Consider the following 22,325-nt stretch of genomic DNA (forward strand, 5'->3'; position numbering starts at 1 on the left):
GCGGCGAGCGGTGCGGACCAACGGCGCTTGTAACAATCTTGCAGTGAACTCGATTGTGACAGCAACAATGTCATTTGTTGTGTTTATAACCTATGATGGTTCCTGTCACTGGCCGTGATTTTGGCACTTCGTAACCCGATATGTTGAACATAGTGTCATTTTTGCGACAGGTGTGCACCTGTCGTGGGTTTTAGGGTTTTTCCTGTCTTTACAGTGGTCCCTGTTCGCCCCAATCAGGCAACATTCCGGAATGAAACACAAAAATGTTTCATGATCACGGAGTCCCGTTCGGCCCACGTGCTGCACGGAAGATGGAAAAGGGGTAATGTTCATGACCAATTCGTGGATCGGCCAGCGCCGTGTCGCCTTGATGGCGACCGTGGCGCCGCTGTCGATGCTGCTGAGCGCGCCCGCGCTCGCGCAGGACCAGACGACCGCCAACCAGAATGCCGGGACCACCGTGCCCGCGACCCAGGGTGCCGATCAGGCCGCCGACCAGAGCGCGGCGCCGGCCAGCGCGGGCGGCGACATCGTCGTCACCGGTTCGCGCATCTCCAACCCCAACCTGACCTCGGCCAGCCCGATCTCGGTCGTCACCGCCGAGGACATCCAGATCCGCGGCGGATCGCGTATCGAGGACGTGCTGAACACCCTGCCGCAGTCCTTCGCGACCCAGACCTCGTCGGTGTCGAACGGCTCGACCGGTACGGCGACGCTGAACCTGCGCAACCTGGGCGACCAGCGCACCCTGGTCCTGGTCAACGGCCGTCGCCTGATGCCGGGCGATCCGGTGTCGAAGAGCTCGGCCGCCGACGTCAACGTCATCCCGCAGGCGCTGATCAAGCGCGTCGACGTGCTGACCGGCGGTGCCTCGTCGGTCTATGGTTCGGACGCCGTCGCGGGCGTCGTGAACTTCGTGCTCGACACGGACTATAAGGGCCTCAGCCTCACCTCGTCCTATGGCCTGTACAACCACAATAACGACAGCGCCCGGTTCCAGGGCCTGGCGGCGGCGGCGGGCTATCCCTCGCCCAGCGGCGTGGTGGCCGACGGCCAGCAGTTCGACGTCAACCTGAAGCTCGGCACCGGCACCGAAGACGGCAAGGGCCATATCGTCGGTTACATGGGCTATCGCGAGATCCAGGCGATCACCCAGGGCCGCCGCGACTATAGCGCCTGCAGCCTGAACGCGCCCGCCGGCAACACCGGCGCCGATTATCGCTGCGGCGGTTCGGCGACCGCTGCGCCTGCGAACTTCACGCTGGGCGATGCCGTCCAGGGCGGACCGCCGACCAGCTACACGCTGAACTCGGCAGGCCAGCTGGTTCCGGGCACCACGCTCTACAACGCCAACCCGCTCAACTATTACCAGCGGCCGGACAAGCGCTTCACCGCCGGGTTCATGGCGCATTACGACGTCAGCGACGCGCTGAAGCCCTATGCCGAGTTCAACTTCATGGACGACCGCACGGTCGCCCAGATCGCGCCGTCGGGCGACTTCAGCAACACCCAGACGCTGAACTGCAACAACCCGTTGCTGTCGGCGCTGCAGGTCGCGACCTTCTGTCGCGCGACCAACCTGGTGTCGGATGCGAACGGCAACCCGATCGCGTTCACCAACCCGGACGGCACGACCTATAACAAGGCCAATGTCCTGATCGGGCGCCGCAACGTCGAGGGCGGCGGTCGCCAGGCGGACATCACGCACACGTCGTACCGCTTCGTGCTGGGCGTGCGCGGCGACCTGGATCGCGGCATCTCGTACGACGCTTACGGCCAATATGGCACGACCAAGTACAACCTGATCTATCGCAACGAGTTCTCGGTGTCGAAGACGACCCGCGCGCTCGACGTGATCGGCACGGCCGCCAACCCGGTCTGCCGTTCGGTGGTCGATGGTTCGGACCCCAATTGCGTGCCGCTCAACATCTTCGGTGCGCAGCCCATCACGGCCGCCGCGCTGAACTATGTGCAGCAGGCGGGCTTCCAGCAGGGCCAGACCAAGGAAACCGTGGTCAGCGGCGCGGTCAACTTCCGTGGCGGCGAATATGGCATCCAGTCGCCCTGGTCGGACGAGGGCATCGGCCTGTCGATCGGCGCGGAATATCGCAAGGAGCAGCTGAGCCTCGAAGTCGATCAGGCCTTCCAGAGCGGCGACCTGGCCGGTCAGGGCGGTCCGACCCTGCCCAATTCGGGTCAGTATGACGTCAAGGAAGTGTTCGGCGAAATCCAGATCCCGCTGGTCACCGATCGTCCGTTCTTCCACGAACTGACGCTTGAGGGCGGCTATCGCTTCTCGCACTACAGCACGGCCGGTTCGGTCAGCTCGTATAAGGGCCAGCTGACCTGGGCGCCGGTGCGCGACCTGACCTTCCGCGGCGGTTACAACCGCGCCGTCCGCGCGCCGAACATCCAGGAACTGTTCGTCGCCCAGTCGGTCCAGATCGACGGCGCCACCGACCCCTGCGCAGGCGCGGCGGTCAACGGGCTGGTCAACGGCAACACCGCCGCCCAGTGCGCCCGTATCGGCGTGCCCGCCAACCGCTTCGGCCTGATCTCGGCGAATCCGTCGGAACAGTATAACGGCCTGGTCGGCGGCAACCCGAACCTGCGTCCGGAAACGGCCGACACCTTCACCGTCGGTGCGGTGCTCCAGCCGAGCTTCCTGCGCGGCTTCACCGCCACGGTCGATTTGTTCAGCATCAAGGTGAAGGACATCATCGGCGTCATCGGTGCCGACACGATCCTCAACCAGTGCCTGCAGACCGGCAACCCGACGCTGTGCGGTGCGATCCGTCGCGACGCCAACGGCACGCTGTGGCAGACGCCGCAGGGCTATGTCGTCGACACCAACGTCAATGCCGGGACGCTCAAGACCCGCGGTATCGACGTGTCGGCGAACTACACGCTGCGCACCGCCACGGCGGGCACGTTCAGCGCGGGCATCAGCGGCACCTATGTCGACGAACTGACCTCCTCGAAGGTCGGTGCGGAGTTCGACTGCGCCGGTCTCTACGGCGCGCAGTGCGGTTTCCCGCAGTCCAAGTGGCGTCACCGCGCCGTGCTGTCGTGGAACAACTCGAACGGTATCGGCATCTCCGGCACCTGGCGTCACCTGTCGCCGACCCGCTTCGAGCGGACCAGCGGCGACAGCGACCTGGCGGGCTCCTTCTACGCCCGCGACGCCCGCGTGCCCGCGCAGAACTATTTCGACCTCGCCGTCTCGGCGCGGATCGAGAACAAGTACACGCTGCGCATCGGTGCCAACAACCTGCTCGACAAGACGCCGCCGATCCTCAGCTCGACGGCTGCGCCGATCGGTTCGTTCGGCAACGGCAACACCTATCCGGGCATCTATGATGCGGCGGGGCGGTATATCTTCACCAGCTTCACCATCGACCTGTAAGGCTGGTTGCAGACACGAAAGAAACGGCGGGCAGCGATGCCCGCCGTTTTTTCATGTCCGAAGACTGCGTGGTCGCGTTCGCCCCATCGCTATTCATGATGGCTTATTCTTTCCCTCTCCCTTGGATAGGGGAGAGGGTTAGCGGAGCTTGCCAGCTTGCCAGCTTGCCAGCTTGCCAGCTTGCCAGCTTGCCAGCTTGCTGGCTAGCGCAGCTTGGGTGAGGGGGCGAGCGAGCCCAAGGGCTCGCGCGCGCTTCGCGCGCCCACCCCTCACCCAGCTCCGACTAAGTCTTTGCTTTTGCAAAGACCAAGTCTGCGCAACCCTCTCCCCTCCATGAGGGGAGAGGGAAGGGGGGGCGTTAGGAGACCGACAGCGCCAGCTTGCCGTCGCCTTCGTCCACGGTGACGGTCGACCCGTCCTTCACATGCCCGCGCAGGATTTCCTCGGCCAGCGGATCCTGCAGGTGGCGTTGCACCGCGCGGCGCAAGGGACGCGCGCCATAGACCGGGTCGTACCCCACCCGGCCCAGCCACTCGCGTGCCGCCTCGGTCAGGTGTAGGGTGATCTTGCGATCGCTGAGCAGCTTGGCGACGCGGTCGACCTGGATGTCGACGATCGGCCCCATATGGCTCTGGCCCAGCCGGTGGAACAGGATGATCTCGTCCAGCCGGTTGAGGAATTCGGGGCGGAAATGGCCGCGTACGATCTCCATCACCTGTGGCTCGACACTCTCGACGCTCTGCCCGTCCTCGACATTGGCCAGATACTGGCTGCCCAGGTTCGAGGTCAGGATGATCAGCGTGTTTGAGAAGTCGACCGTCCGCCCCTGGCCATCGGTTAGGCGACCGTCGTCCAGCACCTGGAGCAGCACGTTGAACACGTCGCCATGCGCCTTCTCGACCTCGTCGAACAGCACGACCTGATAGGGCCGCCGCCGCACCGCCTCGGTCAGGACGCCGCCTTCCTCATAGCCGACATAGCCGGGAGGGGCGCCGATCAGCCGGGCGACGCTGTGCTTCTCCATGAACTCGCTCATGTCGATGCGCACCATGGCGGAGGGATCGTCGAACAGGAATTCGGCGAGCGCCTTGGTCAACTCGGTCTTGCCCACACCCGTCGGCCCGAGGAACAGGAACGACCCGAGCGGCCGGTTCGGATCCTGTAGCCCCGCCCGCGCGCGGCGGACGGCGGTGGAGACGGCGCGGACCGCATCCTCCTGTCCGATGACGCGCTTGCCGATCACCTCCTCCATGCGGAGCAGCTTTTCGCGCTCGCCCTGCATCATCCGGTCGACGGGCACGCCGGTCCAGCGGCTGACCACGCCCGCGATATCGTCGGCGGTGACTTCCTCGCGCAGCATCGCGCCCTCGGTCGCGGACTGGGCTTCGGCCAGTTGCTTCTCCAACTGCGGGATGCGGCCGTAGGACAGCTCACCCGCCTTGGCGAGGTCACCGCTACGCTGCGCCTGGTCGAGTTCGATCCGCGCCTGGTCGAGTTGTTCCTTTAAGCGGGCCTCGCCCGCGATCTTGTCCTTCTCGGCCTGCCAGCGCTGGGTCAGCGCGTGCGACTGCTCCTCCAGATTGGCGAGTTCCTCCTCCAGATGCTCCAGCCGGTCGATGCTGGCGGCGTCGCTCTCACGGCGCAGCCCCTCGCGCTCGATCTTCAGGCGCAGGATGCGGCGGTCGAGCGTCTCGATCTCCTCGGGCTTGGACTCCACCTCCATGCGGATGCGGCTGGCGGCCTCGTCCATCAGGTCGATCGCCTTGTCGGGCAGGAAGCGGTCGGTGATGTAGCGGTTCGACAGGGTCGCCGCCGCCACCAGCGCGCCGTCGGTGATGCGCACGCCGTGATGGAGTTCGTACTTTTCCTTGAGGCCACGCAGGATCGAGATGGTGTCCTCGACCGTCGGCTCGCCGACGAACACCGGCTGGAACCGCCGCTGGAGGGCGGGATCCTTTTCGACGTACTTGCGATACTCGTCGAGCGTGGTCGCGCCGACGCAGTGCAACTCGCCGCGGGCCAGGGCAGGCTTTAGCAGGTTGGAGGCGTCCATCGCCCCGTCGCCTTTCCCTGCGCCGATCAGCGTGTGCATCTCGTCGATGAACAGGATGATGTCGCCCTCGGCGGCCTTCACCTCGTCGAGCACGCCCTTCAGCCGCTCCTCGAACTCGCCGCGATATTTCGCACCTGCGATCAGCGCGCCCATGTCGAGCGCCATCAGCTTGCGGTCCTTCAGCGTGTCGGGCACGTCGCCATTGGCGATGCGCAGCGCCAGGCCTTCGGCGATCGCGGTCTTGCCGACGCCGGGCTCACCGATCAGTGCGGGGTTGTTCTTGGTCCGACGCGCGAGGATCTGGATGGTGCGGCGGATTTCCTCGTCGCGGCCGATCACGGGGTCGAGCTTGCCGTCGCGCGCCACCTGGGTCAGGTCGCGGGCGAATTTCTTGAGCGCGTCGTATCGGTCCTCCGCCCCCGCCGTATCGGCGGTGCGGCCCTGACGCAGTTGCTCGATCGCGCCGTTGAGCGCTTGCGGGGTCACACCGCCCGCCGCCAGCGCCTTGCCCGCCGCATTGGTCGAGGCCAGGGTGAGGGCGAGCAGCAGACGTTCGACGGTGACGAAGCTGTCGCCCGCTTTCTGTGCGACTTGTTCGGCCTGATCGAGCACGCGGACCAGATCATTGTCGAGGCCGGGCGAGCTCTGCGCGCCCGAGCCGGAGACGGCCGGGATTTTGGCCAAGGCCGTATCGGTTTCACGCTCGACACGCTTGGCGTCGCCGCCCGCCGCCTGGATCAGGCCGGCCGCCATGCCCTGATCGTCCTCGATCAGCGCCTTGAGGAGATGTTCGGGGGCGATACGCTGATGGCTGTTGCGGATGGCCACGGTCTGCGCGGCTTGCAGAAAGCCTTTGGCGCGGTCGGTGAATTTTTCGAGGTTCATCTGGGGTTCCTGTCGCTTTCCAGGTCAGATGGTGTTGCATTTCGGCAACACAAGGTGCTGGTAGAATTTCGTATCCGCAACATGGGATGGCTGTTTCGATAGCGAAAGGGTTCGGCGATTTTTCGAGTGAATTCCGTTCGTCATCGCGGATTGCAGTCCGCCGCGCGCCCGCTATGGTCCGGCGATACACCGAGTGGGGAGACTCAAGAGATATGCGTATCAAGTCCGTGGCGCTGACCGGCGCCGCCGCCCTTGCGGTCGTCGCGCCGGGGCAGGCGCTTTGGGCCCAGGCAGCTCCGAAGGCCCCCCAAAGCTCTCAGGCCAAGCCCGCGCCCGTATCGACCCTCGTGAAGGCGGTCGACATCCCCTATCAGACCTTCACCCTGAAGAACGGCCTGCGCGTCGTCGTCCATACCGACCGCAAGGCGCCGGTCGTCGCGGTCAGCGTGTGGTACGATGTCGGGTCGAAGCATGAGCCCAAGGGCAAGACCGGTTTCGCGCACCTCTTCGAACATCTGATGTTCAACGGATCGGAGAATGCGCCGGGCGACTTCTTCGCGCCGCTCAAGTCGGTGGGTGCGACCGACTATAACGGCACCACCTATTTCGACCGGACCAATTATTTCGAGACGGTGCCGACCGCCGCGCTCGACCGCGCGCTGTTCCTGGAGTCGGACCGCATGGGCTATCTGCTCGGCGCGGTGACGCAAGGCGTTCTGGATGAACAGCGTGGCGTCGTCCAGAACGAGAAGCGCCAGGGCGACAACCAGCCTTACGGTCTGACCCAGTATAAGGTCATCCAGGGCCTGTTCCCGGCCGATCACCCCTATGGCCACACCACGATCGGTTCGATGGCCGATCTGGACGCCGCGTCGCTCGACACGGTGAAGGACTGGTTCCGGAGCCATTACGGCCCGAACAACGCCGTGCTGGTGCTGGCGGGCGACATCGACGCCGCCACCGCCAAGCCGCTCGTCGAGAAGTATTTCGGCGCGATCAAGCCGGGGCCGAAGAGCCTCCTGCCGACCGTCACCATCCCGACCCTGCCGGCGCCGGTGAACGAGGTGATGAAGGACCGCGTCGCCGCCGTCATGATCAGCCGCAACTGGGCGGTGCCCGGGCTGAACGATCCCGAAAGCGCCTCGCTGGTCGTGGCGGGCTCGATCCTGGGTGGCCTCGCCTCGTCGCGGCTCGACAATATCCTGGTCAAGCAGGAGAAGCTGGCGGTGCAGGTGTCGGCGGGCGACCGGCCCTTCTCGCAGGTCGGCATGTTCAACATGATGGCGATCGTGCGTCCCGGCGTCGACCCGGCGGTGGTCGACAAGCGGATGCAGGAGATCCTGGCCGACTTCCTGAAGAACGGCCCGACCGCCGACGAAGTGCAGCGTGCCGTGACCCGCTTCGTGTCGAGCCGCGTCCAGGGGCTGGAATCGGTCGGCGGCTTCGGCGGCAAGGCCGTCGCCCTGGCCGAGGGCGCGCTCTACTCGAACGATCCGGGCAAGTATAAGAAGCAGCTGGAGGCGATCGCGGCCCAGACGCCCGCAACCGTGAAGGCGGCGGCCGACAAGTGGCTGTCGCGCCCGACCTATACGCTGACCGTCGTGCCGGGTGCGCGCGATGCCTATGAAGAGGCCAAGGTGCCGCCGCGCGCCGCCGTGCCCGCCGCCCCCGACCAGCCCGCCAAGGGCACGCGCGGGGCGCTGCCCGAGGTCGGGCAGGTCAAGCTGCTGAGCTTCCCGACCGTCGCGCGCAGCCGCCTGGCCAATGGCATCGAGCTGGTCTACGCGCAGCGCACCGCCGTGCCCGTGACGCAGATCGCGATGTCGTTCGACGCCGGTGTCGCCGCCGACGTGCCCGGCAAGTTGGGCACGCAGCGCATGACCCTGTCGATGCTGGACGAGGGCACGACCCACCGCAACACCATCGCGATCGCCGAGGAGCAGGAGCGGCTGGGCGCCTCGATCGGGTCGAGCGCGACGAACGACCGCACGGTCGTCGGGCTGGACGTGCCCAGCGCCAATCTGGCCCCCGCGCTCGACCTCTATGCCGATATCGTCCGTAATCCGGCCTTCCCCGATCCCGAACTGGCGCGGGTGAAGACGCAGACGCTGGCGGGCATCAAGCAGGAACTGACCAGCCCGCAGGGGCTGGCGGGTCGCGTCCTGCCGCCGCTCGTCTATGGTCCGACCAGCCCTTATGCGAAGGCGCAAGGCGCGGGGGATCCGAATGCGGTGGCGGCGATGACCCGCGACCAGCTGGTCGCATTCCAGCAGGCGTGGCTGCGCCCCGACAAGGCGAAGATCTTTGTCACCTCGGACCGTCCGCTGGCCGAGGTGAAGGCGGCGCTCGACCGCGTCTTCGGCGACTGGAAGGGGACCGGCACCGCGGGCGTGAAGAATTTCGCCGCGGGCCAGCCGTCCGCGCCGAAGATCGTGCTGGTCGACCGGCCGGACAGCCCGCAGTCGATGATCATGGCGGGCGCCCCGACGCCGCTGAAGGGCACCGACGACATGTTGCTGGTCAACACCGCCAACGACGCGCTGGGCGGCAGCTTCCTCAGCCGGATCAACACCGACATCCGCGAAACCAAGCACTGGTCCTACGGCGTGCGCGGCGGGTTCCAGACGTCCGAATTCGCGGCGCCCTATATCATGTCGGCGCCGGTGCAGGCGGACAAGACCGGCCCGTCGATCGACGCGCTGCGCAGCGACGTGACCGAATTCCTGACCGCCAAGCCGATGGATCAGGTCGAGTTCGACCGTGCGATCACCGGTGCGATCCGTTCGCTGTCGGGCAATTTCGAGACCTCTGACGCGGTCCTGTCGGCGATGCAGACCAACGACCTGCTGCACCGTCCGGACAATTACTATGCGACGATCACCCGGCGTTATCAGGCGATGACCCTGCCGGAGCTGAACAAGTCGATCCAGGCGGCGTTGAACCCGAAGCAGTTCGTCTGGGTGGTGGTCGGCGATGCCAAGACGGTCAAGCCGCAGCTGGATACGCTGGGCCTGCCCGTCGAGGTGATCGAACCGGCGGCGGTCGTCGCACCCGCCCCGGCGGCACAGTAAGGGAGAGTGACGATGGCCGATATCGACGGGACCTGGAACTGCATCGTGAAGTCGCCGCTGGGCGATCAGGAGATGACGCTGACCGTCACGACCGAGGGCGATCGCTTCACCGGTTCGGGCGGCGGCCAGATGGGGTCGATGGAGATCGAAGGCGACGTATCCGGCAACACGATCAGCTGGAAGATGTCGATCTCCTCGCCCATGCCGATGACGCTGGACTGCGAGGCGACCGCCGATGGCGACGCACTGACCGGTTCGGTCGGCGCGGGGGCGTTCGGCAGCTTCCCGTTGTCGGGGACGCGGGCGGGGTAATTTCCCGCTGTGCGTTTGGAGAAGGGCGGTGCGTCGAATGGCGGACCGCCCTTTTTCGTGGGGGGGAGGCGTGGGCTTCGACTTCGCTCAGCCTGAACGGCTGTGGTGAAATGCCCCACACCCCAACCGCCGTTCAGGCTGAGCGAAGTCGAAGCCCAAGGGCTGAACCCCACGACATAACCGCTTCAATTCCCGTCCGATTCCGTTACGCTGCCCCCCGAAAACCGAAAAAGGGGACCAGCATGATTGACCGGCGGCATTTCCTGGGAGGCTCGGCCGCGCTCGCCGTGGCGGCGGGCAGCGAGGGCGTCGTCGCCCAGAACACGCCCGCGACCCGCCTGACCGCGCTGTTCGACACGCTGGTCCAGGAACAGCTCCGCCGCAGTCCCGAGGCGGCGACCAATCTCGGCCTCGACACCGGCGCCAATGCCGATCTGCGCAGCAAGCTTTCCGACCAGTCGCCAGCGGGAATCGCCGCGGCGAAGGCGGCGACCAAGGCCGATCTGACCCGATTGGCGGCGATCGACCCCGCGACCCTGTCGCCCGAAGAGCGGATCGACCTGGAATCGGTACTCTACACCCGTCGCTCGGCCGAGGCCGTGCAGGCGTTCGATTTTGGCGGCAGTTCCTATGGTCCCAGCCCCTATGTCGTGTCGCAGCTGTCGGGCGCGTACCAGTCGGTTCCCGACTTTCTCGACACCAAGCACAAGATCGCGACCGCCGGGAACGCCGATGCCTATCTGATGCGGCTGCGCGCCTTCGCCAGCCAGATGGACGCGCAGACCGACCGGATGCGCCATGACGCGGGGCAGGGCGTGGTGCCACCCGACTTCATCCTCGACCTCGCACTCGAACAGATGGTCAACACCCGCCAGCCCGCCGATCAGGCGCTGGTCGTCCAGTCGATTGCCCGCCGTACCAAGGACAAGCGGCTCGGCGATCGCTATGCTCGGCAAGCGGCGACGATCTACGAAGCGGAGATACTGCCCGCACTCGACCGCCAGATCGCCTATGCCAAGACGCTGCGGAGCAAGGCCACGCATGACGCGGGCGTGTGGAAACTGCCCCAGGGCCCGGCATATTATCCGGTCGCGTTGAAGGCGAACACGACCACCAGCTTCTCGCCCGACGAAGTGCACCGCTTCGGCCGCGAACAGGCGGCGATGCTGTCCGCGCGGCTCGACGCGCTGCTGAAGAAACAGGGATATAGCAGGGGGACGGTGGGCGAGCGCATGGCCGCGCTCTACAAGAACCCGGACCAGCTCTATCCCAATACCGACGAGGGCAAGCGCGCCGCCATCGCCTATTGCAATGCACGGCTGGATGCGATCCGCACCCGCCTGCCCCAGGTGTTCGAGCGGACACCACCCTATAGCTTCGAGGTGCGCCGCGTGCCCCCACAGACCGAGGCGGGCGCGGCGGCGGCCTTTGCGCAGGGGCCCGCGATCGACGGCTCGCGTCCGGGTCTCGTCTATTTCAACCTGAAGGACAGCGCCGACTGGCCCAAATTTTGCCTCGCGACGACCGTCTATCACGAAGGGCTGCCGGGCCATCAGCTGGAGGGCGGGCTGGCGCTGTCCAACACGCGGCTGCCGCTCATCCGCAAGATTAACGGCTTTTCGGGCTATGGCGAGGGCTGGGCGCTCTATGCCGAGCAGTTGGCGGACGAGATCGGCATGTATGACGACGATCCGCTCGGGCAGCTGGGTTATCTGAAGTTCCTGCTGTTCCGCGCCAATCGCTGCGTCGTCGATACCGGCATCCACCATCTGCGCTGGACCCGCGAACAGGCGATCCGCCATTTCGCCGAGGCCGAGGGCGAGGCGGAGGGCTTCGCCACGCGCGAGGTGGAGCGTTACTGCGTCAATCCCGGCCAGGCGGCCAGCTACAAGCTGGGCCACTCGGTGTTCGTCGGCATTCGCGATCTGGCGAAGAAGCAGAAGGGCGCGGCGTTCGACCTGAAGGCGTTCCACACCGCCGTCCTGCGCCACGGCCGCGTACCGCTCGACGTGCTGCGCCGGGTAGGTGAGGAATGGGCGCGGGCGTGACGGTCCGGCCGGGGTGCGCGGATCAGCCGATCAGCGCACCACCCGCGTGATGTGCCCCATCTTGCGGCCGGGCCGCGACTCCGCCTTGCCGTACAGATGGAGGTGCGTTCCCTTTTCGGTCAGCGCGCCTTCCCAGACGTCGTCGCCGATCAGGTTCTCCATCGCGACCCGCGCGCCAGTCAGCGACGTGTCGCCGAGCGGCAGACCGCAGATCGCGCGGATATGATTCTCGAACTGCGAGGTTTCGGCGCCCTCGATCGTCCAATGCCCCGAATTATGGACGCGGGGTGCCATCTCGTTGAAGACGGGGCCGTTCTCGGTCGCGAAGAACTCGCAGGCCAGCACGCCGACATAGCCCAGCTCCTCGGCGATGCGGATGGCGAGCGCGGTCGCCTCCTCGGCCTGGGTAGCGATCTCGGCGGGCGCGGGCAGGGTGGAGGTGCGCAGGATCGCGTCGCGGTGGACATTGTGCGGCGGGTCGTAGCGGACCGTCGTCCCGTCGATCCCGCGCGCCACCAGGATCGAGAATTCGTGGCTGAAATGGATGAAGCCCTCCAACACCGCCGGGCCCCCGATCGCCTCCCAGGCGGCGGGCGCGTCGGCCATGTCGCGGATCAGCGCCTGACCCTTGCCGTCATAGCCGAAGCGGGTGGTCTTCAGGATCGCGGGGCAGCCGATCCGCTCCAGCGCGGCGGTCAGGTCGGCGGCGCAGTTCACCGACGCCCAGGGGGCGGGGCGGCCACCGACCTTCTCGACAAAGCTCTTCTCGGCGATCCGGTCCTGCGCGACGCGCAAGGCGGTGGGCGCGGGGTGGACCGGCAGGCGCTCCGCCAACCATTCGACCGGCGTCACGTCGACATTCTCGAACTCGTACGTCACCACGTCGCAGGCGGCGGCGAAATCGGCGAGCACGACCGTGTTGTGATAATCGGCACGGGTCAGCGAGGAGGCGGTCTGCGCCGCCACGCTCTCTTCATCGGGGGCCAGCACATGGGTGCGATAGCCCAGCTGCGCGGCGGCCACCGCCAGCATCCGGCCCAGCTGGCCGCCACCCAAAATCCCGATCGTCGAACCCGGCTTCAGCATTCTGGTCTTACCCTTGCGGATCGTTGGCGACGCTGTCGGTCTGGCGCTGGCGCCACGCCTTCAGCCGCTCGGCGAGGTCTTCGTCGGACAGCGACAGGATCGACGCGGCGAGAAGACCGGCATTGATCGCACCCGCCTTGCCGATGGCGAGCGTGCCGACCGGGATGCCGCCGGGCATCTGGACGATCGAGAGCAGGCTATCCATGCCCTTCAGCGCCTTGGATTCGACCGGCACGCCCAGCACCGGCAGATGCGTCATCGACGCGGCCATGCCCGGCAGATGCGCCGCCCCGCCCGCGCCCGCGATGATGACCTTGATCCCGCGATCGGCGGCGGTGGTGGCATAATCATACAGACGCTGCGGCGTGCGATGCGCGGAGACGACACGGGTTTCGTGCGCGACGCCCAGCGCCTCCAGTGTCTCGGCGGCGTGCCGCATGGTTTCCCAGTCCGATGTGGACCCCATGATGATCCCGACCGACATCATATCCGCTGTTCCGCCTTCGCCCCTCTGGCCCCGGTGCCTTGGGGAAGCGGGTGACTAGCGGGACGGGGCGAGGGGGGCAAGTTTCCGTATGCGTTCGGGCAGGGGCTGTGCGATTTTTGGCGAAGCGTGGGGCGTGGGCTTCGACTTCGCTCAGCCCGAACGGACGTTGGGAATGACTTGTGCGCATTTGAAAGCACGCGCGGAGGTTGGAAACGAGCAAAACCACCCAACCCCGTTCAGCCTGAGCGAAGTCGAAGGCCAAGGGATGACGTCTGCCCAGCACGGCGACACGCTTCGCGTGCAGCAAAACCCGGGGTGGCCGTGCGTCCGACCACCCCGAGACCCCATCAGCGTTCCGACAGATAGTAGCGATCCGTCGGCGTCAGGTCGTCGGCCAGTTCGTAGACGATCGGCTGCGCGGTCGGGATTTCCAGGCTCGTGATCTCGTCGTCGGGGATGTTCGACAGATGCTTGACCAGCGCGCGCAGCGAGTTGCCGTGCGCCGAGATCAGCACGCGGTTGCCGTCGCGCAGCGCGGGGGCGATGCGCTCTTCCCAATAGGGCAGGACGCGCGCGATCGTGTCCTTCAGGCTCTCGGTCCGGGGCACGTCGATACCCGCATAGCGGCGGTCGCCCGACACGTCGAACTCGCCGCCCGCGTCCGCCGGGGGCGGGGGCACGTCGAAGCTGCGGCGCCAGATCTTGACCTGCTCGTCGCCATGCTTGGCCGCCGTCTCGGCCTTGTCCAGGCCGGTCAGCCCGCCATAATGGCGCTCGTTCAGCCGCCAGTGCTTCTCGGTCGGCAGCCAGAGGCGGCCCATCGTCTCCAGCGCCAGGTTCAGCGTCTTGATCGCGCGGGTCTGAAGGCTGGTGAAGGTCAGATCGAAGTCGAGGCCCTTCTCGGCCATCATCGCACCCGCCGCGCGCGCCTCGGCCGCGCCCTGCGCGGTGACGTCGACATCCCACCAGCCGGTGAAGCGGTTCTCGAGATTCCAGGCGGACTGGCCGTGGCGGATCAGGACGAGCTGGGGCATGGAAACTCCTTCAAAGTGATGATGCCCGCATAGAGCGGCGGGCACGCGGGGTCGAGATCAGCCGCGAAAACGGCCTTGCGTCGAGGCGGGATTGGCCTTCAGCACGCGGCCCATGCGGGTCGGCCGGTCGAGCAGCTCGCCGCCGCAATCGGGGCAGATCTCGTCCAGTTCGTCGGCGCATTCGGCGCAGAAGGTCGTCTCCAGCGAGCAGATGAACGCGCCGCCCTGTGACGGCGGCAGGTCCGCGCCGCAGCGCTCGCAATCGGGGCGCATCTCCAGCATCAGGCGGCCACCTCGCGCACCACGTCGCAGATGCGGTCGACCAGGGTTTCGACCTGGCGCTTGTCCTCGCCCTCGGCCATCACGCGGATCACCGGCTCGGTGCCCGAGGGGCGGATGACCAGGCGACCGCGCCCGGCGAGTTCCGCCTCGGCGGCGGCGATGACGCCCTGTACCTTTTCATGCTCCAGCGGCTTGCCGCCTGCGAAGCGGACATTCTTCAGCAGCTGGGGCAGCGGATCGAACCGGTGCAGCACCTCGCTGGCGGGGGCGCCCGCGCGCTTCAGCTCGGCCAGCACCTGGAGGGCGGCGACCAGCCCGTCGCCGGTGCGCGCATAGTCGGACAGGATGATATGGCCCGACTGCTCGCCGCCGACATTGTAACCGCGCGTCCGCATCGCCTCCAGCACATGGCGGTCGCCGACCTTGGTGCGGATCAGGCCAAGCCCTTGCGCGGCCAGATGCCGCTCCAGCCCCAGATTGGACATGACGGTGGCGACCAGGCCACCGCCCGCCAGCCGCCCTTCGCGAGCATAGCTGGTCGCGATCATCGCCATCAGCTGGTCGCCATCGACGATCTGGCCGGTTTCGTCGACGATGATTAGGCGGTCGGCATCGCCGTCCAGCGCGATGCCGATGTCCGCACCGCTCGCCACCACCGTCTCGGCCAGCGTCTGCGGCGCGGTCGAGCCGACGCCGTCATTGATGTTGGTGCCGTTGGGGGTCACGCCGATCGCGACCACGTCCGCGCCCAATTCCCACAGCGCGGCAGGCGCGACCTTGTAGGCGGCCCCGTTGGCGCAGTCGATCACGACGCGCAGGCCGTCCAGGCGCAGCGCCTGCGGGAAGGTCGACTTGGCGAAGTGGATGTAACGGCCCGCCGCGTCGTCGACCCGCCGCGCGCGCCCGATTTTCCCTGAGGGGACGAGCGGCACATCCTGCTCGATCAGCGCTTCGATCGACTCCTCCGCCTCGTCGGACAGCTTGTAGCCGTCCGGGCCGAACAGCTTGATGCCGTTATCGGCAAAGGGATTGTGGCTGGCCGAGATCATCACGCCGATATCGGCGCGCATCGAATGGGTCAGCATCGCGACCGCGGGCGTGGGCAGCGGCCCGAGCATCACCACGTCCATGCCCACGCTGGTAAAGCCGGCGACCAGCGCCGATTCGAGCATATAGCCCGACAGGCGCGTATCCTTGCCGATCACCACGCGGTGGCGGTGGTCGCCGCGCTGGAAATAGGCGCCGGCGGCCATGCCGACCTTCATCGCCATCTCGGCCGTCATGACCGCGCCGTTGGTGGCGCCGCGAATGCCATCGGTGCCGAAATATTTTCTTGCCATACGGCCCAGTCCCTGCCGGTCTAGAAGCGGAAATCGCTTGTGATCGCGCCCCGTTTAGCGCGACCTTTCATAAAGCTCAAAACGCTCGAAAGAACTTCCATGTCGCGCGCCACCCTGATCCTATTGTGTCTGGCCGCCGGTCTGCTGGCCGGTGTCGGTGTGGCGGCGGTGTCGCCGCAGGCGGCCGGATGGGGGATCGGGGTGGCGGCGCCGGTCGGAACCCTGTGGCTGAACGGGTTGCAGATGACGGTCATCCCGCTGGTCGTCACGCTGCTGATCACCGGCGTGGTGGCGACCGCGGAGGCGGCGCAGGCCGGGCGGATCGCGGGGCGGGCGATCGCGACCTTCCTGACCATCGTTACGCTCACCGCGACCATGGCGGCGTTCGTCACGCCCGTGCTGCTTCATGCCGTGCCGATCCCGCGCGGCGCGGCCGAGGCGCTGAAGACCGCGCTCGCCCATGCCGCGCCGGTCGGGCCGACCCCGCCGATCGGCGAGAGCCTGGCGGGGATCGTCCCGACCAACATCTTCGCCGCCGCGACCAACAACGCGCTGTTGTCGCTGATCCTGTTCACCCTGGCCTTCGCCTTTGCCATGACCCGGATCGAGGACGCAGGGCGGGCGCAGCTGCTGGGCTTCTTCGCGGCGATTCGCGATGCGATGCTGATCCTGATCGGCTGGGTCCTGTGGCTGGCCCCGATCGGCGTCTTCGCGCTCGCCTTCGTCGTCGGGGCGAGCGCGGGCGGGTCGGCGTTCGGCGCGCTGGTCCATTATATCGTGACGATCGCCAGCATCGGCTTCCTCGTCATGCTGATGGCCTATGCCATGGCCGGGCTGGTCGCGCGGGTGCCGCTGGCGCGCTTCGCCCGCGCGCTCGCCCCGGCCCAGGCGGTCGCCATCTCGACGCAAAGCTCGCTCGCCAGCCTGCCCGCCATGGTCGAGGGGGCAAAAACCCTGCGCGTCGACCCCGCCACGTCCAGCCTCGTCCTGCCCATGGCGGTCGCCATGTTCCGCGCCACCCAGCCCGCGATGAACGTGGCCGTGTCGCTCTATATCGCCGACTGGTTCGGGATCGTGCCCGGCCCGGCGGCGGTGGTCGCGGCGATGGTGGCGGCGATCCTGTGTTCGCTGGGCTCGGCCAGCCTGCCGGCGCAGATCACCTTCTTCGCCTCGATCGCGCCGGTGTGCGTCGCGTTGGGCGTGCCCGCCGCGCCTTTGGGGCTGCTCATCGCGGTCGAGACGATTCCGGACATTTTCCGGACGCTGGGCAATGTCAGCATGGACCTTGCCGCGACGGCGACCGTTTCGCGGTGGAGCGGCACGATCGACAAGGACATCCCATGAAATATCGCACTCTCGGCCCCGCATTCGAGGTCTCCGCGCTGGGCCTGGGCTGTATGCCGATGGCGGGCGTCGGCCGGAACATGTACGGCCAGGCGGACGAGGCGGAGAGCATCGCGACCATCCACCGCGCGATCGAGCTGGGCGTGACCCTGTTCGACACCGCGGAAATCTATGGCCCGCTGGTCAATGAGGAACTGGTCGGCCGCGCCATTCGCGGCAAGCGCGACGCCGTCGTCATCGCGACCAAATTCGGCTTTCGTTATGACGAGAACGGCATGACGGGCGTCGATTCCACCCCCGCCAATGTCCAGCGTTCGTGCGAAGGCTCGCTCAAGCGGCTGGGCGTCGAGACGATCGACCTCTTCTATCAGCACCGCGTCGATCCCAATGTGCCGATCGAGGAGACGATCGGCGCGATGGGCCGCCTGGTCGAACAAGGCAAGGTCCGGCGGCTCGGCCTGTCGGAGGCGAGCGCCGAGACGATCCGTCGCGCCGCCGCCGTCCATCCGATCGCGGCCGTCCAGTCCGAATATTCGCTGTGGGAACGCGATGTCGAGGCGGACATCCTGCCGGTGGTACGCGAGCTGGGCATCGGCTTCGTGCCCTACAGCCCGCTGGGGCGCGGGTTCCTGACCGGGCAGATCACCTCGCGCGACGACCTGCCCGAGGGGGATTATCGGCTGAACGATCCCCGCTACTCGGAGGAGAATTTCGACCGCAATATGAAGCTGGTCGAGGTAGTGAAGACCATCGCCGCCGCGCATGGGGCCAGCGCGGCGCAGGTCGCGCTGGCCTGGCTGTTGGCGCAAGGCGACGACATCGTGCCGATCCCCGGCTCCAAGCGGCGCGCGACGCTGGAGGATTCGATGAAGGCGGCGGAATTGACGCTGTCGGCGGAGGAACTGGCCAAGCTGGACGAAGCCGCCCCGCTCGGTGGTACGGCCGGGCCGCGTTACGGCGAGCGGGCGATGGCGATGACGCGGCTCTGAGGGCTTCCGCACTCCCACCCTCCGTTCGCACTGAGCGAAGTCGAAGTGCACGGGATTCCGCTCGCGGATAGGTTGAGGCGTGGGCTTCTACTTCGCTCAGCCTGAACGGCGGTGGGAGATGGGGGCGGTTGGGAATTTTCCCAGCCGCCCCACACTCATCAAAGCGGCTTCTGCTCCAGCCGGGTATCGACCCCCGCGGCCGCCGGTTCGGCAAGTTCCTTGGTCCCCGCCAGCGCCGCATCCGCCTTCAGCAGGTCGAGATGCATCAGCTTGGCGATGAAGGGCGACACAACCAGCACGACCACGCCGATCCCGATCGAGAACCAGCCGATCCGGGTATAGACGTCGAGCACCTTTTCCGGCCCCGCGCCCTCGCCGCCGGTCGCCTGTGCGATCAGCCCGGCGATGAAATTGCCCGCCGCCGTCGCCAGGAACCAGGTGCCCATCATGAGGCCCGTCATGCTGGGCAGCGACAGCCGCGTCATCGCCGACAGGCCGACCGGCGAGAAGCACAGTTCGGCCATGGTGTGGATCAGATAGACGAGGATGACGAAGATCACCGGCGTCGGCGCCCCGGCGTAAAGGGCGGCACCCGCGACCAGCACGAGGAAGCCCGCGCCCACGCCGACCAGGCCGATGCCGAACTTGAACGGCGCACTCGGTTCCCAGCCGCGCTTGGCCAGGAAGGTCCAGACGGCGGCGAAGACGGGTGCCAGCGCGATGATGAAGATCGAATTCACCGACTGGAATGCCGAGGCCGGGATCGTCCAGCCCAGCAGGCTGCGGTCGACCGAACGGTCGGTATAGACGTTGAGCGACGAACCCGCCTGCTCGAACAAGGCCCAGAAGAGCGGGCAGAGCGCGATCAGGAAGAGGGCGGCCAGAATGCGATCCCGGTCGACCTTCTCCAGCGTGAAGACCGCGCGCCACAGGATGAAGCCCACGGTGCCAATGCCGAACACGATCAACAGCGTGCCGACCGCGTCCTGATACCGGATCAGCTGCCACGTCACGAGCGTCGCGGCGATTCCGCCCAGATAAATGAGCCATTCGCGCGACAGACCGGCCACGACCGGCGCGCGCAGGGCGGGCAGCGAGGGCGCTTCGCCGGCTCCGTGCAGTTCGCGCTTCAGCCCGATAAAGGCGACCAGACCGAGCAACATGCCGACGCCCGCCGCGCCGAAGCCGTAGGCCCAGCCGACGGTTTCCCCCAGCACGCCGCACACGATCGGACCCAGCGCGCCGCCGCCGTTGATCCCCATGTAGAAGATTGAGAAGGCGGGATCGCGGCGCATGTCGTCGCGCGCGTAAAGCTGTCCCACCAGTACCGAGATATTAGCCTTCAAAAAGCCGGTGCCGATTACGATCGCGGCCAGTGCGAGATAGAAGCCTTCGAGGTAGACACCTTGCGTGCCCTTCGGCCCTTCCATCGCGGCAATCAGCAAATGGCCGAAGGCGATGAAGACCCCGCCCGCCAGCACCGCGCGCCTTGCCCCCAGATAACGATCGGCCAGATAGCCGCCGATCACCGGTGTGAAATACACCAGCGACATATAGGCGGCGTAGATGCCGAAGGCCGGTTCGTCGGTGAACAGGAAATGCTTGGTCAGGTAGAAGACCAGGATGGCGCGCATTCCATAGAAGGAAAAACGCTCCCACATCTCGGTGAAGAACAACAGGAACAGGCCTCGGGGATGCCCCAAAACCGTCTTGCCGCGCGCGGCGGCCTCATACGCACTCGCCATATTGGCGTTCACTCCATCGGGATCGCCCCCGGTGCGACCGGACGGCGCACGCGGGGGCGTAATGGTTCAGTAACCTAACGCCAAAGCCGCGACTGTAAATATCATGCGCGACGACGTAAGGATCGAAGCCATGACCGACATGGCTTTCAACGACCGCTCGACCCCGCTTTCGCTGCTGACGACCCGCCGTTCGGGCAAGCCGCGCGACCTGATCGCGCCGGGCCCGGATGCCGCCGAACTGGCGGAGATGCTGACGATCGCAGCGCGTACGCCCGACCATGGCAAGCTGGCCCCGTGGCGCTTCGTGATCGTGTCCGCCGAGGCACGCGGCCGACTGGCGGAGGTCATCACCACCGCCTACCGCGCCGAGCGGCCGCAGGCGGGTGCCACCGAGATCGCCGCGCTGGAGCAGTTCGCGCATCAGGCGCCGTCGCTGGTCGTCGTCCTGTCTTCCCCCCGCACCGACAGCCATATTCCGCTGTGGGAACAGGAATTGTCGGCGGGCGCGGCGTGCATGAACCTGCTCCATGCCGCCCATGCGATGGGCTATGCGGGCGGCTGGCTGACCGGCTGGCCCGCCTTTTCGGATGCCGTGCGCGACGCGTTCGGCGCCGCGCCGGAGCGGATCGTGGGCTTCGTCTTCCTCGGCACGCCCGGCCGTCCGCTCGACGAGCGGCCGCGTCCCGATATGGATCGGATCGTGTCGACCTGGAACGGATGAGGCGAGCGTTGCGCGCGACAATGCTGCAAACGTTATCGCGATAGCGGCTCGACATCGCGCTGCCCATGCTGTATTAACTCGGCATGACAGCTCTTAGCGGCGACGACAGCCCGGTTTACATCCGCCTGCGCGGCACGATCGCGGCCGGCATCCTCAACGGCACCTATCGGACGGGGGACCAGCTGCCCTCGGTCCGCGCGCTAGCCGCCGAGCAGGGCGCGAACCCGCTGACCGTCGCCAAGGCCTATCAGAGCTTTCAGGACGATGGCTATGTCGAGGTGCGGCGCGGGGTCGGCATGTTCGTGATGCCGGGCGCCGCCGATCGCCTGCGCGCGGCCGAGCGGGAGACGTTCCTGACGGCGCAGTGGCCGCGCATCCGCGACCATATCGACCTGCTGGGCCTGGACGCGGCCGATCTGCTCAACGCCGAGCGCGTCTGACCGCCGGGCGGACAGCGTAAGCGATCAGCCCGCCGCCCGCCGTCCATAGCGCCAGCAGACCGATCAGCCCGACAAGCACCCGCCAGGGCCCAGTGATGGCCGGCCCGTCATGCAGGCGCCGGGCCCAGGAGAGCATCGCCGGCGCAGCCTGACCGGGTGCTGCGAGTGCGGTGGCGCTGTCGTCGGCGACCTTCACCAGCATCGGGTTCGCGCCCCTATAGTGCAGCGTCCAGTCGGGCGACCGCTCGGTCGGCCAGTCGATCACCATCAGCGTGCCGCGCGACCAGGGGCGTGCACTGGTCACGACGCGCTCCACCGACAGGGCGGGCCGGGCAAGCGGCGGGGCGGCGGCGGTGATTGTCGGGCCGCCGGAAAAGGCCAGCGCCACGCCACTCCCCATCATCGCCAGCACCGGAATGGCGGACCACAGCCCGACGCGCCGATGCCATGTCGCCGCTCGCTCCCCCTTGTGCGTGGGACGCCTGGTTTTGGCCTTGGGAGGTCGGCGCTTCATAAGCGGCCAGAACCCGGTCAGGCTGGCGAGCATCACGCCCAGTCCTGCGACGCCGACGATCCAGCGGCCGTGTCCGCCCAGAAACAGCCCGTCATGCACCCGCCGGACCGCGCCGATCACGCCGCCGTCACGCCATCCGCTCGCCAGCACGCGGGCGGTCGGCGGGTCCAGGAACAACAGTCGCCGGGCATGATCGCCGCCACGGTCCAGCGTGACCATGACGGGCGACGCGCCTTGCTCCAGCGAGAGCGTCGCGATCCGCTCGCCGGGGCGCAGGCGGCGATGCGCGGCCTCGACATAGGCGCTCGCGGCGATCCTGCCATCGCCGCTGACCCGGTAGCGCGCCGGAGCGGCGATCCGCTCGATCAGCGGCGCACAGGCGAGGATCATGCCCGACAGCGCCAGCAGGACGGCGAACAGCCCGATCGCCAGCCCCAGCCAGCGATGGACCCGCAATCCCCGGTCGCGATGCGAAATTCCGGCCACACAAACCCCGAACAGACGGGGTGCCGTGCCGGAGCTGGGCGGCGGCGTCAATCGGGGAGGGGCGTCTTGCCCCCCCTCCGTT

At 67.1% G+C, this 22,325-nt stretch carries 16 protein-coding genes; 8 read left to right on the forward strand and 8 right to left on the reverse strand.

The genetic code is table 11. From position 1 onward, the window contains the following. The first annotated feature begins 331 nt into the window (after positions 1-331). Positions 332-3,406: a TonB-dependent receptor gene (locus QZ546_RS12920; protein WP_294238177.1), complete on the forward strand. Its 3,075-nt coding sequence runs from the start codon at positions 332-334 to the stop codon at positions 3,404-3,406. Positions 3,407-3,764: 358 nt separating this feature from the next. Here QZ546_RS12920 and clpB read toward each other — a convergent pair whose 3' ends face one another. Beyond that, the gene (gene clpB, locus QZ546_RS12925) at positions 3,765-6,344 is read right to left on the reverse strand and encodes an ATP-dependent chaperone ClpB (protein ID WP_294238179.1); all 2,580 of its coding nucleotides are present in this window, start codon (positions 6,342-6,344) and stop codon (positions 3,765-3,767) included. Positions 6,345-6,556: 212 nt separating this feature from the next. Here clpB and QZ546_RS12930 point away from each other — a divergent pair, with 212 nt between their 5' ends. From QZ546_RS12930 to QZ546_RS12940, 3 genes are all read left to right on the forward strand, one after another. Next, the gene (locus tag QZ546_RS12930) at positions 6,557-9,415 is read left to right on the forward strand and encodes a pitrilysin family protein (RefSeq protein ID WP_294238180.1); all 2,859 of its coding nucleotides are present in this window, start codon (positions 6,557-6,559) and stop codon (positions 9,413-9,415) included. Positions 9,416-9,427: 12 nt separating this feature from the next. After that, positions 9,428-9,727 (forward strand): hypothetical protein, encoded by a 300-nt coding sequence (locus tag QZ546_RS12935; protein WP_294238181.1) that lies wholly within the window; start codon positions 9,428-9,430, stop codon positions 9,725-9,727. 242 nt (positions 9,728-9,969) lie between these two features. After that, complete coding sequence (locus QZ546_RS12940) at positions 9,970-11,775, forward strand: DUF885 family protein (protein ID WP_294238186.1); 1,806 nt, start codon at positions 9,970-9,972, stop codon at positions 11,773-11,775. 30 nt (positions 11,776-11,805) lie between these two features. Here QZ546_RS12940 and QZ546_RS12945 read toward each other — a convergent pair whose 3' ends face one another. From QZ546_RS12945 to glmM, 5 genes are all read right to left on the reverse strand, one after another. Further along, entirely contained in the window at positions 11,806-12,861 is a 1,056-nt protein-coding gene (locus QZ546_RS12945; RefSeq protein ID WP_294238187.1) for a 5-(carboxyamino)imidazole ribonucleotide synthase, read from the reverse strand. A 7-nt stretch (positions 12,862-12,868) separates the two neighbouring features. After that, positions 12,869-13,327: a 5-(carboxyamino)imidazole ribonucleotide mutase gene (gene purE / locus QZ546_RS12950; RefSeq protein WP_294238190.1), complete on the reverse strand. Its 459-nt coding sequence runs from the start codon at positions 13,325-13,327 to the stop codon at positions 12,869-12,871. A 368-nt stretch (positions 13,328-13,695) separates the two neighbouring features. After that, a complete protein-coding gene (gpmA, locus tag QZ546_RS12955) occupies positions 13,696-14,382 on the reverse strand; it encodes a 2,3-diphosphoglycerate-dependent phosphoglycerate mutase (protein ID WP_294238194.1) in 687 nt (228 codons plus the stop codon). A 57-nt stretch (positions 14,383-14,439) separates the two neighbouring features. Beyond that, a complete protein-coding gene (locus tag QZ546_RS12960) occupies positions 14,440-14,664 on the reverse strand; it encodes a DUF1272 domain-containing protein (RefSeq protein ID WP_294238197.1) in 225 nt (74 codons plus the stop codon). Further along, positions 14,664-16,004 (reverse strand): phosphoglucosamine mutase, encoded by a 1,341-nt coding sequence (glmM, locus tag QZ546_RS12965; RefSeq protein ID WP_294238200.1) that lies wholly within the window; start codon positions 16,002-16,004, stop codon positions 14,664-14,666. The genes QZ546_RS12960 and glmM overlap by 1 nt, the downstream gene beginning before the upstream one ends. A 99-nt stretch (positions 16,005-16,103) precedes the next feature. Here glmM and QZ546_RS12970 point away from each other — a divergent pair, with 99 nt between their 5' ends. Both QZ546_RS12970 and QZ546_RS12975 read left to right on the forward strand, forming a co-directional pair. Then, entirely contained in the window at positions 16,104-17,348 is a 1,245-nt protein-coding gene (locus tag QZ546_RS12970) for a cation:dicarboxylase symporter family transporter (protein ID WP_294238203.1), read from the forward strand. Beyond that, positions 17,345-18,337, forward strand: coding sequence for an aldo/keto reductase (locus QZ546_RS12975; protein ID WP_294238208.1), 993 nt, complete (start codon positions 17,345-17,347; stop codon positions 18,335-18,337). The genes QZ546_RS12970 and QZ546_RS12975 overlap by 4 nt, the downstream gene beginning before the upstream one ends. Positions 18,338-18,495: 158 nt before the next feature. Here QZ546_RS12975 and QZ546_RS12980 read toward each other — a convergent pair whose 3' ends face one another. Further along, on the reverse strand, positions 18,496-20,082 hold the full coding sequence (locus tag QZ546_RS12980; protein ID WP_294238210.1) for a peptide MFS transporter: 1,587 nt from the start codon (positions 20,080-20,082) through the stop codon (positions 18,496-18,498). Positions 20,083-20,212: 130 nt separating this feature from the next. Between QZ546_RS12980 and QZ546_RS12985 the strand changes: the two genes are divergently transcribed. Both QZ546_RS12985 and QZ546_RS12990 read left to right on the forward strand, forming a co-directional pair. Then, positions 20,213-20,803, forward strand: a complete 591-nt coding sequence (locus QZ546_RS12985) for a nitroreductase (RefSeq protein ID WP_294238212.1) — start codon at positions 20,213-20,215, stop codon at positions 20,801-20,803. Positions 20,804-20,886: 83 nt separating this feature from the next. Continuing rightward, positions 20,887-21,243, forward strand: a complete 357-nt coding sequence (locus QZ546_RS12990; protein WP_294238213.1) for a GntR family transcriptional regulator — start codon at positions 20,887-20,889, stop codon at positions 21,241-21,243. Here QZ546_RS12990 and QZ546_RS12995 read toward each other — a convergent pair. Next, positions 21,224-22,243: a PepSY domain-containing protein gene (locus QZ546_RS12995; RefSeq protein ID WP_294238214.1), complete on the reverse strand. Its 1,020-nt coding sequence runs from the start codon at positions 22,241-22,243 to the stop codon at positions 21,224-21,226. The genes QZ546_RS12990 and QZ546_RS12995 overlap by 20 nt on opposite strands. Positions 22,244-22,325: the final 82 nt, after the last annotated feature.

The sequence above is a fragment of the uncultured Sphingomonas sp. genome, assembly GCF_913062585.1.
In the GTDB taxonomy this organism is placed as follows: Bacteria; Pseudomonadota; Alphaproteobacteria; order Sphingomonadales; family Sphingomonadaceae; genus Sphingomonas.

What these genes read in the sequence shown, in the direction of transcription:
- QZ546_RS12920 (WP_294238177.1), top strand. Translation starts at nt 332, where the DNA reads ATGACCAATTCGTGGATCGGCCAGCGCCGTGTCGCCTTGATGGCGACC.
- QZ546_RS12970 (WP_294238203.1), top strand. Translation starts at nt 16,104, where the DNA reads ATGTCGCGCGCCACCCTGATCCTATTGTGTCTGGCCGCCGGTCTGCTG.
- QZ546_RS12985 (WP_294238212.1), top strand. Translation starts at nt 20,213, where the DNA reads ATGACCGACATGGCTTTCAACGACCGCTCGACCCCGCTTTCGCTGCTG.
- QZ546_RS12975 (WP_294238208.1), top strand. Translation starts at nt 17,345, where the DNA reads ATGAAATATCGCACTCTCGGCCCCGCATTCGAGGTCTCCGCGCTGGGC.
- QZ546_RS12940 (WP_294238186.1), top strand. Translation starts at nt 9,970, where the DNA reads ATGATTGACCGGCGGCATTTCCTGGGAGGCTCGGCCGCGCTCGCCGTG.
- QZ546_RS12980 (WP_294238210.1), bottom strand. Translation starts at nt 20,082, where the DNA reads ATGGCGAGTGCGTATGAGGCCGCCGCGCGCGGCAAGACGGTTTTGGGG.
- gpmA (WP_294238194.1), bottom strand. Translation starts at nt 14,382, where the DNA reads ATGCCCCAGCTCGTCCTGATCCGCCACGGCCAGTCCGCCTGGAATCTC.
- QZ546_RS12945 (WP_294238187.1), bottom strand. Translation starts at nt 12,861, where the DNA reads ATGCTGAAGCCGGGTTCGACGATCGGGATTTTGGGTGGCGGCCAGCTG.
- QZ546_RS12930 (WP_294238180.1), top strand. Translation starts at nt 6,557, where the DNA reads ATGCGTATCAAGTCCGTGGCGCTGACCGGCGCCGCCGCCCTTGCGGTC.
- clpB (WP_294238179.1), bottom strand. Translation starts at nt 6,344, where the DNA reads ATGAACCTCGAAAAATTCACCGACCGCGCCAAAGGCTTTCTGCAAGCC.
- glmM (WP_294238200.1), bottom strand. Translation starts at nt 16,004, where the DNA reads ATGGCAAGAAAATATTTCGGCACCGATGGCATTCGCGGCGCCACCAAC.
- QZ546_RS12960 (WP_294238197.1), bottom strand. Translation starts at nt 14,664, where the DNA reads ATGCTGGAGATGCGCCCCGATTGCGAGCGCTGCGGCGCGGACCTGCCG.
- QZ546_RS12935 (WP_294238181.1), top strand. Translation starts at nt 9,428, where the DNA reads ATGGCCGATATCGACGGGACCTGGAACTGCATCGTGAAGTCGCCGCTG.
- QZ546_RS12990 (WP_294238213.1), top strand. Translation starts at nt 20,887, where the DNA reads ATGACAGCTCTTAGCGGCGACGACAGCCCGGTTTACATCCGCCTGCGC.
- purE (WP_294238190.1), bottom strand. Translation starts at nt 13,327, where the DNA reads ATGGGGTCCACATCGGACTGGGAAACCATGCGGCACGCCGCCGAGACA.